Raw genomic sequence first — 12,308 nt, 5'->3', positions numbered from 1 at the left:
TCCCGTCCTCACATCCGGAAGACGCCGAACTGGGGGTCACCCAGGGGCGCGTTGGCACAGGCGGTCAGGGCGAGGCCGAGGACCTGCCGGGTCTCCAGCGGGTCGATGACCCCGTCGTCCCAGAGACGGGCAGTCGCGTAGTACGCGTTGCCCTGCGTCTCGTACTGCGCTCGAACGGGTGACTTGAACGACTCCTCGTCCTCCGCGGACCACTCCTCGCCGCGGCCCTCCAGCTGGTCGCGCTTGACGGTGGCCAGCACCGAGGCCGCCTGCTCGCCACCCATCACGGAGATCTTGGCGTTCGGCCACATCCACAGGAAGCGGGGACTGTACGCCCGGCCGCACATCGAGTAGTTGCCCGCGCCGTAGCTGCCGCCGACCACCACGGTCAGCTTCGGCACCCGCGTGCAGGCCACGGCGGTGACCATCTTCGCGCCGTGCTTGGCGATGCCGCCCGCCTCGTAGTCGCGGCCGACCATGAAGCCGGAGATGTTCTGCAGGAACAGCAGCGGGATGCCGCGCTGGTCGCACAGCTCGATGAAGTGCGCGCCCTTCTGGGCGGACTCGGAGAACAGGATGCCGTTGTTGGCGACGATCCCCACGGGGTGGCCGTGGATCCGGGCGAAGCCGGTCACCAGCGTCGTACCGAACTCCGCCTTGAACTCCTGGAAGCGCGAGCCGTCCACGATCCGGGCGATGATCTCGCGGCTGTCGTACGGGGTGCGGGAGTCGACGGGGACCGCGCCGTACAGGCCCGCCGGGTCGGCCTTCGGCTCCTCGCCGGTCCGCACCGACCAGGGGAGCGGGCCGCGCTCCGGCAGCGTGGCGACGATGTTCCGCACGATCCGCAGGGCGTGCGCGTCGTCCTCCGCGAGGTGGTCCGTGACCCCGGACGTACGGGAGTGCACCTCGCCGCCGCCCAGCTCCTCCGCCGTGACGACCTCGCCGGTCGCGGCCTTCACCAGCGGCGGGCCGCCGAGGAAGATCGTGCCCTGGTTGCGGACGATGACCGCCTCGTCGGACATCGCGGGGACGTACGCCCCGCCGGCCGTGCAGGAGCCCATGACGGCCGCGATCTGCGGGATGCCGGCGCCGGACAGCCGGGCCTGGTTGTAGAAGATCCGGCCGAAGTGCTCGCGGTCCGGGAAGACCTCGTCCTGCATCGGCAGGAAGGCGCCGCCGGAGTCCACCAGGTACACGCACGGCAGCCGGTTCTCCAGCGCGACCTCCTGGGCGCGCAGGTGCTTCTTCACCGTCATCGGGTAGTACGTGCCGCCCTTGACGGTGGCGTCGTTCGCGACGATCACGCACTCGCGGCCGGAGACCCGGCCGATCCCGGCGATCACGCCGGCGGCGGGCGCCGCGTCCCCGTACATGCCGTTCGCGGCGAGCGGCGCCAGCTCCAGGAACGGCGAGCCGGCGTCGAGGAGGGTGTCGACCCGGTCGCGCGGCAGCAGCTTGCCGCGCGCGGTGTGCCGGGCGCGCGCCTTCTCGCCGCCGCCCTCGCGCGCCGCCGCCAGCTTCCCGTGGAGCTCGCCGACGAGCGCCCGGTGCGCGGCCTCGTTGGTCCGCCAGGCATCGGACGCCGGATCGGCGGCGCTGCCGAGGACGGGTGCGTCCTGGTCCACTCGTGGCCCCTTACGCAGATAGGTTAATGAGCGTTAACGTGTTGCCTTCAGGTTAACGACCATTAACGGGGCTGTCTAGGATGGATTCCATGAGCACAGAGGCCCCCGCGCTCACGCGGCGCGAGCAGATCCTGAAAGAGGCGGCACGCCTCTTCGCCGAGCGCGGCTTCCACGGCGTGGGCGTGGACGAGATAGGCGCGGCCGTGGGCATCAGCGGCCCGGGCCTCTACCGCCACTTCCCCGGCAAGGACGCGATGCTCGCGGAGCTGCTGGTGGGCATCAGCGAGCGGCTGCTGGCCGCGGGCCGGCAGCGCTCCGCGGCGGCGTCCGGCGACGAGCTGCTGGACGAGCTGATCCGCGGCCATATCGACTTCGCGCTGCACGACCGCCCGCTGATCATCCTGCACGACCGGGAGCTGGACCGGCTGCGCGACGAGGACCGCAAGCTGGTACGCCAGCTGCAGCGGCAGTACGTCGAGCTGTGGGTGGCCGCCGTGCGCTCGGCGTACACGGGACTGGGCGAGCCGGAGGCGCGCACGGCGGTGCACGCGGTGTTCGGGCTGCTGAACTCCACCCCGCACCTCAGCCCCCGGGCGTCGCTGCCGGGGCGGGAGGAGACGGGGGAGCTGCTGTTCCGGCTGGCGCGGGGGGCGTTCGGGGCGGCGGCGGTGTCTTCGTCGGGGGAGTCTTCGGCGGGGGAGTGAGGCGGCCGACGGGCCGCCGGCCGGGTGCTGTCGGCCGCGGCGGCCGACCGGCCGCCGAGGGCTACTGCGCGAGCCGGGCCGCGAGCTTCTCGGCCACCTTCTCCGCGATCTGCTCCGCCAGCTGCGGATGCTCCGCCAGCGCCGCCGCGAGAGCGGCGATCTGCTCCGGTGTGAGCTCCACCTGCCGCAGGTCCGCGAGCTTGGCCTGTACGTCCCGGGTGCGCAGGTTCGTGTCCCGGAGATAGCTGGCGGGTGCCCAGGTGGGGTTCTCCGGGGTCACCACCGGCGCCTGGACGAAGTCGAGCGTCCAGACCTTCTTGGCGTCGCCGTCGGTCAGTGCCATGTCATCCTCCTCGGCCCAGGCCCGCATCTGCGCCCGGGAGTCGAACCGTGCCACGTTGGTGTCGAGCGGGCTCGACGTGTACTGGTGGATCAGCCACCGGGCCTGCACGCCCGGACTCCCCGCCCCGACCCCGTAGTGCGCGATCCACAGGCCGTCGCCGGCGAAGGAGCTGGTGTCGCGGTTGAGCCAGAAGTCCGTGTTGCAGTAGAGCAGCACCCGGTGGTCCGGACGCAGCCGCTTCACCTCGCGCAGGAACGCGTCCTTCTCCGCCGAACCCGCCGCCGTACCGGAGCCGGTGCGCTCCCAGTCGCAGGCCAGTACGTCGCCGGGGCGGGATGCGCACTCCTCCGTGAAGTACCGTGCCTGCGCGGCGATGTTGTCCGGCCACAGGAAGTGGTAGAAGCCCACCACCATGCCCGCGGACCGTGCCCGGCGGGCGTGGTCGGACTGCTTGGGGTCGGTGAAGGTGCGGCCCTCGGTCGCCTTGACGAAGCAGAAGTCGTAGCCGCTGGTCGGGAACGTCGACTGGTGGTTGCTGACGTCGATGCCCTTGATCACACGCGCCTCCCGGGCGGCCGTCGTCGGACGGGCGTTGGACAACGGTGGTCGTACCCGCCATCGTCCCGCCGCAACGGGGCACGCGCGGTGGCTTCGGCGTACGCGCCCAGCGGCGCCCCGCGCCTGCTACCGTGCGCCGCCCTGCCGGCATCGTCCGCCCGGAGGATCCACAGCTCACGCACAGCGGGGTCCGACCCCCGGCACAGACCGGTACGCAGAATTCCCGTCATGGCAGCGAAACACGCGCAATCGAAAATGAGCAGGCGCCGGGCGATCGCCCTCGGGGGCGGGGCTGCGGCCGGAGTGGGAGCGGCCGCGGCGGTCGGCTACGCGGCGTTCGGCGAGGAGTCCGCGGGCACGGCGGCGACCGCCGAAGGGACCGCGACCGCGACGGGCACATCCGTCTCCGGCGGGCAGTGCGTCCTGATGTCCAGCGTCACCGAAGGGCCGTACTACCTGGACGGGGCCCTGGTCCGCAAGGACATCACCGAGGGCAAGGAGGGCGTCCCCCTCGACCTGGAGATCACCGTCCAGGACACCACCGACTCCTGCGCCCCGGTGAAGGGCGCGGCGGTCGAGATCTGGCACTGCGACGCCTGGGGCTACTACTCGGGCTACACCACGGCCAACCCCGGCGGCTCCGCCCCGGCGGAGAGCGAGGACGGCTCGGACGCGAACGACAAGACGTATCTGCGCGGCTACCAGATCGCCGGCGGCAACGGCGTGGTGAAGTTCAGGACGATCTTCCCGGGCTGGTACACGCCGCGGACCTGCCACATCCACATCCGCGTGCACACCGGCGGGGAGAAGGCCGACGGCACGTACGAGGGCGGGAAGACCAACTACACCGGGCAGCTGTTCTTCCCCGACGACACCGCCGAGGGCGTCTTCGCGGTGGAGCCGTACGCGCAGCACACCGGCACGTACACCAGGCTCGCCGACGACATGGTGTACGACGGCAAGGGCACCGCGAGCGGCCTGCTCGCCCTCGAGGGCTCGGCGGCGAAGGGCTACAGGGGCACGATCACCCTCGGCATCGACCCCGACGCGGAAAGCACGGGCGCGGGCAGCGGCGGGGGCGGTACGCCGCCGTCGGGCGAGCCGCCGACCGGCTCGGCGCCGCCGTCGCCGCCGGCGTCGTAGGGCGATGGGGTACGTGGTGCGGTCCGCGCCGGTCCGGCCCGGGTTGGCCGTCCGGCCGACGGGCCGGTCCGATGCCGCTCTGGCGGCGGCCGCCGTGGACGCGCTGGTGGCCGTGCTGGAGCTGGCGCCGAAGCCGGGACTGCCGGACGACGGCGACCCCCGGCTGGGCGCTCTGCGCTGGTCGGCGCGGGCGCTGCGGCCCGGCTTCGCGGCGATGGCGGCGTCCGCCCGCCGTACCGGCGCGGCAGGCCCGGCCCTGCGGGCGGAGCTGGGTTCGATCGGCCGCGCCACGGAGCGCTCGGCGCGCGCGGCGGCGGCGTCCGCCGCCCCGGCCCCGCACCACGGCGCGGTCTGGCTCCTCGGCAGCCTGGTGGCGGCGGCCGCCCTGCACCCGGCCGCACCGGCCGACGGGCTGCCGGCCCTGGCCGGCCGGCTGGCGACGCTCCCGGACGCCCGGGCGCCCCGCCGCCCGTCCCCGGGCCAGACGGCCTCGGCCCGGTACGGCGCGGCGGGCGCCCGCGGCGAGGCCCGCGCCGGCTTCCCGCACGTCCGCGCGGCGCTGCGGACCCTGCGGGAGGCCCGCCGCCGCGGCGCGCGCGAACCGGCGGCCCGCGTCACGGCACTCCTCACGGTGACGTCGACGCTCCCGGACACGGGCCTGCTCCACCACGCGGGCCCCCACGGCCTCCGCACGGCCCAGTCGGGAGCCCGGTCGGCCCTCGCCGCCTCGACCCCGCAGGCGTGGCGGTCGTACGACGAGGACCTCCGCTCCTCGGGCCTCACACCATGGGGCAGCGCGTACGTCCTGGCGGGGGCGCTGTTCCTGGACGGGAGACCGTCAAGGTCGGGCTGATGTGCCATCCGTTGGAGTGGCCATATGCGCGTTCGCCCCGGGTATGCCCGTTCCGAGACGAGAATCCCGGCCATGGGAGAAGACTTGAGCGCGGCGCCGGTGCCCGAGTGGCTCGTCCCACCGGCGGGCGGTTTCACGGCCGACGACCTTGACCGGCTCTCCGGGCTGCCTCCGCACACGGAGCTGATCGACGGGAGCCTCGTCTTCGCGAGTCCGCAGACGTTCTTTCACATGCTCGTCGGCGATTTCCTGTTGTTCGCGCTGAGAGCCCAGGCCCCGCAGGGATTCGCGATGGTCCGGCGGATGACCGTCACCCTCGGCCGCCGCAACCGCCCCGAGCCGGACCTCATGGTGCTGAAGGCCGACGCCCGCTCGCTGGACGCCGAGGCGACTACTTACCGCCCGGAGGACGTGGCGCTGGCCGTCGAGGTCGCCTCCGCGGAGTCCGAGGACCGCGACCGCGAGGTCAAGCCCGACAAGTACGCGCAGGCCGGGATCCCGCACTTCTGGCGGGTGGAGAAGGACCAAGGCCTGCGCCCGGTCGTCTACGTCTACGAACTCGACCCGGCCACGTCGACCTACGCCCTGATGAAGATCGCCTGCGACAACCTGGCAACCCCCGGCCCGTTCCCGATCGACATCGACCTGACGGCGATCGACACGTTCTGAGCCGCCTTCCCCTGGCGGGTCAGGCCGGGGCGGGCGGCAGCGAGATGGGTCCGTAGGGCTCGACGTCATGTTTGAGCGTGGCTGTCGCGGCGGCTTGGTGGGAATGGAGCACCCGTGAGATCACGGCCACGCCGGCCGTGAGGTCGTCGCGTATCAGGACGTCCACGTTGTCGGACTCGCGGATCCAGCCGTTGGCCGTCTGGCGCGACGTCCCCCCGTTGGCCTCGGCCGATCCCAGGCCGACCTCCCTGAGTGCGGCGTTCAGCTCATCGGCGACCTCCTGACCGAAGCGCGACGTCCGACGCCGTGCGGGGAGCGTCAGCGACAGCCGCCACGACCCGCTGGCCGTCAGAGGGCTCGGTCCGGACCAACGGGCCACCAGCTCGCCCTGCGGCAGCCCGGCCAGGGTCTCGACCGCCCAGGCGGCCTCCGTGCGGTGCACGGGGTGGGTCAGCGCACGGACGAGGACGGCGTGGGCGTAGCCCGCTTCCGACAGTGCGGTGGCCAGTGCGGGCAGTTGGGTGTGGCCGTCGAGGGCCGTGCAGCGGTCGAGGGCGCGGCGTACCGCCGGGGCGCTGAGGGCCGTGTCCTCGGCTGCCGTCGTCAGCAGGCGGCCGGCACGGTCCAGCAGAGTGGCCCAGGCGGCGAACGGGAAATCCTCGCTGTCCGGGAAGCGCATCGAGTACAGCGGCAACCGGTACCGGCCGAGCTGCTGCACCGCCGGATGGCCGTCCGGCCGGGTGCTCCACGTGACCCCGCTGCCGCGCAGATCCCGCAGGTCGAACCAGTCGCGCGTCTCCTCGCGTACGGCTACCGGCTCCGGTCCGGGACGGACCGACGCGAACGCCGCGTCCAGCAGTGGTGTGATGCCGTCCAGATCGTCGCCCTCCGCCAGGAACGCGAACCGGCACAGCAGCGCCAGCATCGGCCCCGGATGCCGCAGCGAAGGGTCGTGCAACGCCGCCGCGCGGCACAGCAGGTCGAGCTCGCGCCACGGCATCACGTGCGGGAAGAAGCACGCCTGGTCGTCCCAGCCGACCTCGGCCCCCTCGGTGCCGTCCGGGGAGGTGACGGCGAGCTGTATCAACTCGTGGGCGAGTGTGATGCGGAGCTCCAGCCCGATGCCGTCGCCCAGATCGAAGACCGTTGCCTGCGACTCCTGTTCCTCCGCCTCGTCGTCCCAGACGTCGGGGGCGTCGGCGTCGAAGAAGTAGAGGGGCCAGAAGTCGGGTTCGGCCATGCGCGCGGCGAAGGTGTCGTTCAACGGCATGCACCGCACGCTAGCGGGAGGGTCTGACACCGGGCGGGGGGCGGGCCAGTCCTCCCCGCCCCCCGACGTCAGACCGTCCGGGCTACGCCGCCGCCGTCGCCGGCTCGCCCATGTACGTGCGCCACAGGGACGCGTAGCGGCCGTTCAGTGTCAGTAGTTCGTCGTGCGTGCCGTCCTCCACCACGCGGCCGTGGTCCAGGACCACGACGCGGTCCGCGCGGGCCGCCGTGGTGAGGCGGTGGGCCACCACCAGCGTGGTGCGTTTGACCGCCAGGCGGTCCGTGGCCTGGTTGACCAGGGACTCCGTGGCCAGGTCCAGGGCCGCCGTGGCCTCGTCCAGGAGGAGGATGTCCGGGTTCACCAGCTCCGCCCGGGCCAGGGCTATCAGCTGGCGCTGGCCCGCGGAGAGGTTGCGGCCGCGTTCCGCGACCTCGTGGAGGTAGCCGTCGGAGAGCGTGGCGACCATGTCGTGGGCGCCGACCGCGCGGGCCGCCGCCTCCACCTCCGCGTCCGTGGCGTCCGGGCGGCCGTAGGCGATCGCGTCGCGGACCGTGCCGGGGAAGAGGTACGACTCCTGCGGGACGACGCCCAGCCGGTGGCGGAACGCCGTCAGGTCGAGGTCGCGCAGGTCCGTGCCGTCGACGCGCACCGCACCCGAGGTCGGGTCGTAGAACCGCGCCGCCAGCTTGACGAGCGTGGACTTGCCCGCGCCCGTCTCGCCGACGAAGGCGACCGTCTGGCCCGCGGGGATGGTGAGGTTCAGCCCCGCGAGGGCGTTGTCGGCGGAGCCGGCGTAGCTGAAGTGGACGTCGTCGAAGGCCAGCTCGCCGCGCAGCCGGTCCGGCACCGGCTCCGGGCGGGCCGGGGCGGGCGTCGAGGTGTCCTCGGCCAGCAGCTCCTGGATCCGCTTCAGCGACACCGACGCCTGCTGGTAGCCGTCGAAGACCTGGGAGAGCTGCTGGACCGGGGCGAAGAACAGGTCGATGTAGAGGAGGTACGCGACCAGCGCACCGGCCGTCAACGTGCCCGCCGACACCCGGTCCGCGCCGACCACCAGCACACCCGTCGCCGCGATCGTCGCCAGCAGCTGCACGAACGGGAAGTACACCGATATCAGCCACTGGCCCCGCACCCGCGCCTGGCGGTAGCCGTCGCTGCGCTCCGCGAAGCGCTCCGCCCCGCCCGTCTCCCGGCGGAACGCCTGCACGATCCGCAGACCGGCGACCGACTCCTGCAGATCGCCGTTGACCACGCTGACCCGCTCGCGGGCCAGCTCGTACGCCTTCACGCTCTGCCGGCGGAAGAAGTACGTACCGATGATCAGCGGGGGCAGGGTGGCGAACACGACCAGGGCCAGCTGGACGTCGATGACCAGCAGCGCGACCAGGATGCCGAAGAAGGTCAGCAGGCTGACGACCGCCGTGACCAGGCCCGTCTGGAGGAACGTCGACAGCGCGTCCACGTCCGTCGTCATCCGGGTCATGATCTTGCCGGTGAGGTGGCGCTCGTAGTAGTCCAAGCCCAGGCGCTGGAGCTGGGCGAATATCTTGACGCGCAGCGCGTACAGCACCCGCTCGCCCGTACGGCCGGTCAGCCGCGCGGAGGCGATCTGGGCCGCCCACTGGCCCAGCACCACGGCCAGCGCCAGCAGGGACGCCGTCCACACCGCGCCCAGCGCCATCCGCTGCACGCCGTCGTCGATGCCGTTCCGGATCAGGATCGGCAGCAGCAGCCCGCCCACGGCGTCCGCCGCGACGGCGGTGAGCGCGAAGGCCAGCGGCAGGCCGAAGCCCTTGAGCAGACGGCGCAGACCGTACGACTCCTCGGCCCGCTCGGCCGCGTCCTCGTCGATGTCCGGGGTCTCCGTGGCCGGCGGCAGCGCCGCCACCTTGGCCAGCAGCTCGGGGGAGGCGGGGGAGGACGCCAGCATCCCGGCGAAGCCGGAGGGGTCGCCCGCCGAGGCGGTGGTGTTGGCGAGACCGGCGCCCTTGCCGTCGTCGGCCTTCTTACGGACCCACAGCTCCGGGGTGATCCCGGGCGCGGCGAGGGTCTGCGCGGGGCTGGTGGCGGAGAGTGCGTGCGCGGTTCCGTTGGTGGCGGAGAGTGCGTGCCCGTCGGTGGGCGACAGCGCGTCCGCCGCCGGGTCACGCTCCACGTTCGCCAGCTCGTCCGGGTGCGTCAGCAGCCGTCGGTACAGCGGGCAGCGGACCTCGAGTTCGTCGTGCGTGCCCACGTCCACCAGCCGCCCGTGCTCCAGCACCGCGATCCGGTCCGCGAGGGCCAGCGTCGACTGGCGGTGGGCGATCAGCAGCGTCGTACGGCCCGCCATCACGGACCGCAGCGCGTCGTGGATCTCCTGCTCGATCCGGGCGTCGACGGCCGAGGTCGCGTCGTCCAGGAGCAGCAGCCGGGGGTCGGTGAGGATCGCCCGGGCCAGGGCGACGCGCTGGCGCTGGCCGCCGGAGAGCGTCATGCCCTGCTCGCCGACCACCGTGTCGTAGCCGTCGGACAGCTCCTGGATGAAGCCGTCCGCCTGCGCGGCGCGGGCCGCGGCCCGGATCTCCTCGTCGGTGGCGTCGGGGCGGCCGTAGGCGATGTTGTCGCGGACGGACTCCGAGAACAGGAAGCTGTTCTCGGGTACGAGCCCGATCGCCGCGCGCAGGGAGGGCAGCGTCAGCTCGCGTACGTCCTCGCCGCCGACGCGGATCGTGCCCGAGGTGACGTCGTAGTAGCGGGGGATGAGCAGCGAGAGCGTGGACTTGCCGCTGCCGGACGCGCCGACCACGGCAACCGTCTCGCCGGGGGCGATCCGCAGGGAGAAGTCCCGCAGCACCGGGTGCTCCGGGTCGTACCCGAAGGAGACGCGGTCGAACTCCACCGAGGCGTCCGCCGACACCGGCAGCTCGTGCGCGTCCGGGCGCTGCTCGACCTCGGGGTCGGTGTCGATCAGGTCGAAGACCCGCTCCACGCCCGCGCGCGCCTGCTGGCCCACGGTCAGCATCATCGCCAGCATCCGGACCGGGCCGGTGAGCTGGGCGAGGTAGGTGGAGAACGCGACGAACGTGCCGAGCGTGACCTGGCCGCGCGTGGCCATCCAGCCGCCCAGCGCCAGCATCGCGACCTGGCCGAGGGACGGGATCGCCTGCAGCGCCGGGGTGTAGCGGGCGTTCAGCTTCACCGTGCGCAGCCGCGCCGCGAACAGCGTGCGGCTGACCCCGCGCAGCTTGCCCGTCTCCTGCGCCTCCTGCCCGAAGCCCTTCACCACGCGCACGCCGCCCACGGCCCCGTCGACGACGGAGGCCACGGCGCCGGCCTGCTGCTGGGCGTACCAGGTGGCGGGGAAGAGACGGGTGCGGCTGCGGCCGGCTATCCACCACAGCAGCGGGGCGACGGTCAGCGCGACGACGGTCAGCAGGGGCGAGAGGAAGAACATCACGACCAGGGAGACCGCGAAGAGCAGCACGTTCCCGATCATCATCGGGATCATGAAGAGCAGGCCCTGGACCAGCTGCAGGTCCGTGGTCCCGCGGCCGACGACCTGGCCGGTGGAGAGCTCGTCCTGGCGCCGGCCGTCGAGGCGGGTGATCGCGTCGAACATCTCGGTGCGCAGGTCGTGCTGTACGTCGAGGGCGAGGCGGCCGCCGTAGTAGCGGCGGACGTACGTCAGGGCGTAGACGGCGATCGCGGCGAGGACCATCAGGACGGCCCAGGGGGCCAGCTCGCGGTCGTTCGCGACGATCACGTCGTCGATGATCAGCTTCGGGATCAGCGGGACGAGCGCCATGATCGCCATACCGGCGAGGGAGGCGCCCAGCGACAGCGCGACGTTACGGCGGTAGCGCAGACAGTAACGGGTGAGCCGGCGGGCCCAGCCGTCCGGGCCCTCCCCGCCCCCGTCGCCCTGCGTCCCGCCCGCTTGCGCGGCGCGCGCCTGCTCCGCTGCCACCAGCCACCTCCGGTCTGATCCGTCCCGATCAGTCGTCGTCCCGTCAGTGCCAAGGCTAGGCACCACGTCTGACAACCCGGATGAGCTGGGTTTTGTTTCAGGTGCGGGCAGGGAATCCGGCCTAGGGCCCGGGGACCACCCGGGGCGGGTCTTTTGACGGGCGCCGCGGCTAGGCCGCCGCCGGGGCTGTCGGCTTCGCCGCGTCGGGCTCTCGGCTACGCAGCCGCAGGGCGTGCTGTCGCCGTGATCAGGCGGGGGCGCTCGCGGCCCGTGAGGAGTTCCGTGAGCGACAGCAGGCGGTTCGCCAGCGCGGGCGGTACGGCGGGGGCGGAGCAGAAGGCGGCCCAGACCGCCTTCCCCTCCGGACCCGGGGGCGTCCAGCCCCAGTACTCGCTGACGGCGGCCACGAGCTGCAGTCCCCGACCGGCGTCCGCGAGAGGGCTCGGCTCCGTGCGGTGCCACACGGGCCTCGGCTGGCGTATGCCGGGGTCGAAGGCCGCGCAGAGCATGTCGTCGCCGTCCCTGAACAAGCCCAGGACCACCGGATGCGGGCAGGGCTCGGCCCAGACGTGGCCCAGGCCGTGCGTGAGCGCGTTGACCACGAACTCGTGCGCCACGAGCTCCACATCCGCCAGCCGGTCCTCGAACCCCCACGCCCGCAGGGTGCTCCGCACGAAGTCCCGGGCCAGCCGGGCCGATCCGGGCTCCGTGTCCAGCGTGCACGCGGCGTACTCGCAGGCCGTGGCCCACGCGTGAGCCGGACCGGGCGCGAGATCCACGCCCGGCGCCGGTGGGGCGCTGGCTGCCATCGCCGAACTCCTGCGGGACGGAAGGGATGTTGGACGAACGGGCTTGCGTAGACATCCTGGGGGATGTGCACTTACCGCTGCAAGTGCATCTGCACTTACAGCTGCAATCACGGGGGGTGCGTGGTACGGGGGGTGGGGTGGTCGGTTAGGGGCGGGGTTCGGCGCGGGGTGGTGCGGTGCGGGGCGGGTCCGTGCGGGGGTGGTGCGGTGCGGGGTTCGGCGCGGTGCGGGGGCGGTGCGTGCGGGGTTCGGCGCGGGGCGGGTCCGTGCGGGGCGGTGCGGTGCGGTCCGTGCGGGGGTCTGGGGGCTCCGCCCCCACCGCGAGGTCGACGCCGACCGGCTGCTCGAGCAGTTCCGGGCGCTGGAGCAGCGGTCCGCGGAGCTG

8 protein-coding genes and 1 pseudogene are annotated in these 12,308 nt (G+C 73.0%); 4 read left to right on the top strand and 5 right to left on the bottom strand.

The features are described 5' to 3' along the window. Positions 1–8: 8 nt before the first annotated feature. Positions 9–1,628, bottom strand: coding sequence for a carboxyl transferase domain-containing protein (locus AB0M28_RS30490; protein ID WP_365412144.1), 1,620 nt, complete (start codon positions 1,626–1,628; stop codon positions 9–11). An 89-nt stretch (positions 1,629–1,717) separates the two neighbouring features. Here AB0M28_RS30490 and AB0M28_RS30485 point away from each other — a divergent pair, with 89 nt between their 5' ends. After that, a complete protein-coding gene (locus tag AB0M28_RS30485) occupies positions 1,718–2,332 on the top strand; it encodes a TetR/AcrR family transcriptional regulator (RefSeq protein ID WP_365412142.1) in 615 nt (204 codons plus the stop codon). A 355-nt stretch (positions 2,333–2,687) separates the two neighbouring features. Here the strand turns inward: AB0M28_RS30485 and AB0M28_RS30480 are convergent. Continuing rightward, positions 2,688–3,233 (bottom strand): annotated as a pseudogene (locus AB0M28_RS30480) (glycoside hydrolase family 25 protein); the annotation flags it as partial. Positions 3,234–3,461: 228 nt separating this feature from the next. On the opposite strand from AB0M28_RS30480, the gene AB0M28_RS30475 reads away from it, so the two are divergent. From AB0M28_RS30475 to AB0M28_RS30465, 3 genes are all read left to right on the top strand, one after another. After that, a complete protein-coding gene (locus AB0M28_RS30475) occupies positions 3,462–4,376 on the top strand; it encodes an intradiol ring-cleavage dioxygenase (protein WP_365412140.1) in 915 nt (304 codons plus the stop codon). A gap of 4 nt (positions 4,377–4,380) precedes the next feature. Beyond that, positions 4,381–5,229: a triphosphoribosyl-dephospho-CoA synthase gene (locus tag AB0M28_RS30470; protein WP_365412137.1), complete on the top strand. Its 849-nt coding sequence runs from the start codon at positions 4,381–4,383 to the stop codon at positions 5,227–5,229. Between the two features lie 72 nt (positions 5,230–5,301). Next, positions 5,302–5,898 (top strand): Uma2 family endonuclease, encoded by a 597-nt coding sequence (locus AB0M28_RS30465; RefSeq protein WP_365412134.1) that lies wholly within the window; start codon positions 5,302–5,304, stop codon positions 5,896–5,898. Between the two features lie 19 nt (positions 5,899–5,917). On the opposite strand, the gene AB0M28_RS30460 is transcribed toward AB0M28_RS30465, so the two are convergent. From AB0M28_RS30460 to AB0M28_RS30450, 3 genes are all read right to left on the bottom strand, one after another. Beyond that, positions 5,918–7,168 carry a hypothetical protein gene (locus tag AB0M28_RS30460; protein ID WP_365412131.1) on the bottom strand — a complete coding sequence of 417 codons (1,251 nt, stop codon included), beginning with the start codon at positions 7,166–7,168 and terminating at the stop codon, positions 5,918–5,920. 82 nt (positions 7,169–7,250) lie between these two features. Further along, positions 7,251–11,012, bottom strand: a complete 3,762-nt coding sequence (locus tag AB0M28_RS30455) for an ABC transporter ATP-binding protein (protein WP_365412187.1) — start codon at positions 11,010–11,012, stop codon at positions 7,251–7,253. A 317-nt stretch (positions 11,013–11,329) separates the two neighbouring features. Then, entirely contained in the window at positions 11,330–11,923 is a 594-nt protein-coding gene (locus AB0M28_RS30450) for an ATP-binding protein (protein WP_365412128.1), read from the bottom strand. Positions 11,924–12,308: the final 385 nt, after the last annotated feature.

The organism is Streptomyces sp. NPDC051940 (assembly GCF_040680895.1).
GTDB lineage: Bacteria > Actinomycetota > Actinomycetes > Streptomycetales > Streptomycetaceae > Streptomyces.
The sequence above is the reverse complement of the archived record's forward strand: the minus strand, read 5'-3'. Positions and strand labels throughout refer to the sequence as shown.

Excerpts from the sequence above, each read along its gene's own strand:
- AB0M28_RS30485 (WP_365412142.1), top strand. The coding sequence starts at position 1,718 with ATGAGCACAGAGGCCCCCGCGCTCACGCGGCGCGAGCAGATCCTGAAA.
- AB0M28_RS30475 (WP_365412140.1), top strand. The coding sequence starts at position 3,462 with ATGGCAGCGAAACACGCGCAATCGAAAATGAGCAGGCGCCGGGCGATC.
- AB0M28_RS30470 (WP_365412137.1), top strand. The coding sequence starts at position 4,381 with ATGGGGTACGTGGTGCGGTCCGCGCCGGTCCGGCCCGGGTTGGCCGTC.
- AB0M28_RS30465 (WP_365412134.1), top strand. The coding sequence starts at position 5,302 with ATGGGAGAAGACTTGAGCGCGGCGCCGGTGCCCGAGTGGCTCGTCCCA.
- AB0M28_RS30460 (WP_365412131.1), bottom strand. The coding sequence starts at position 7,168 with ATGCCGTTGAACGACACCTTCGCCGCGCGCATGGCCGAACCCGACTTC.
- AB0M28_RS30450 (WP_365412128.1), bottom strand. The coding sequence starts at position 11,923 with ATGGCAGCCAGCGCCCCACCGGCGCCGGGCGTGGATCTCGCGCCCGGT.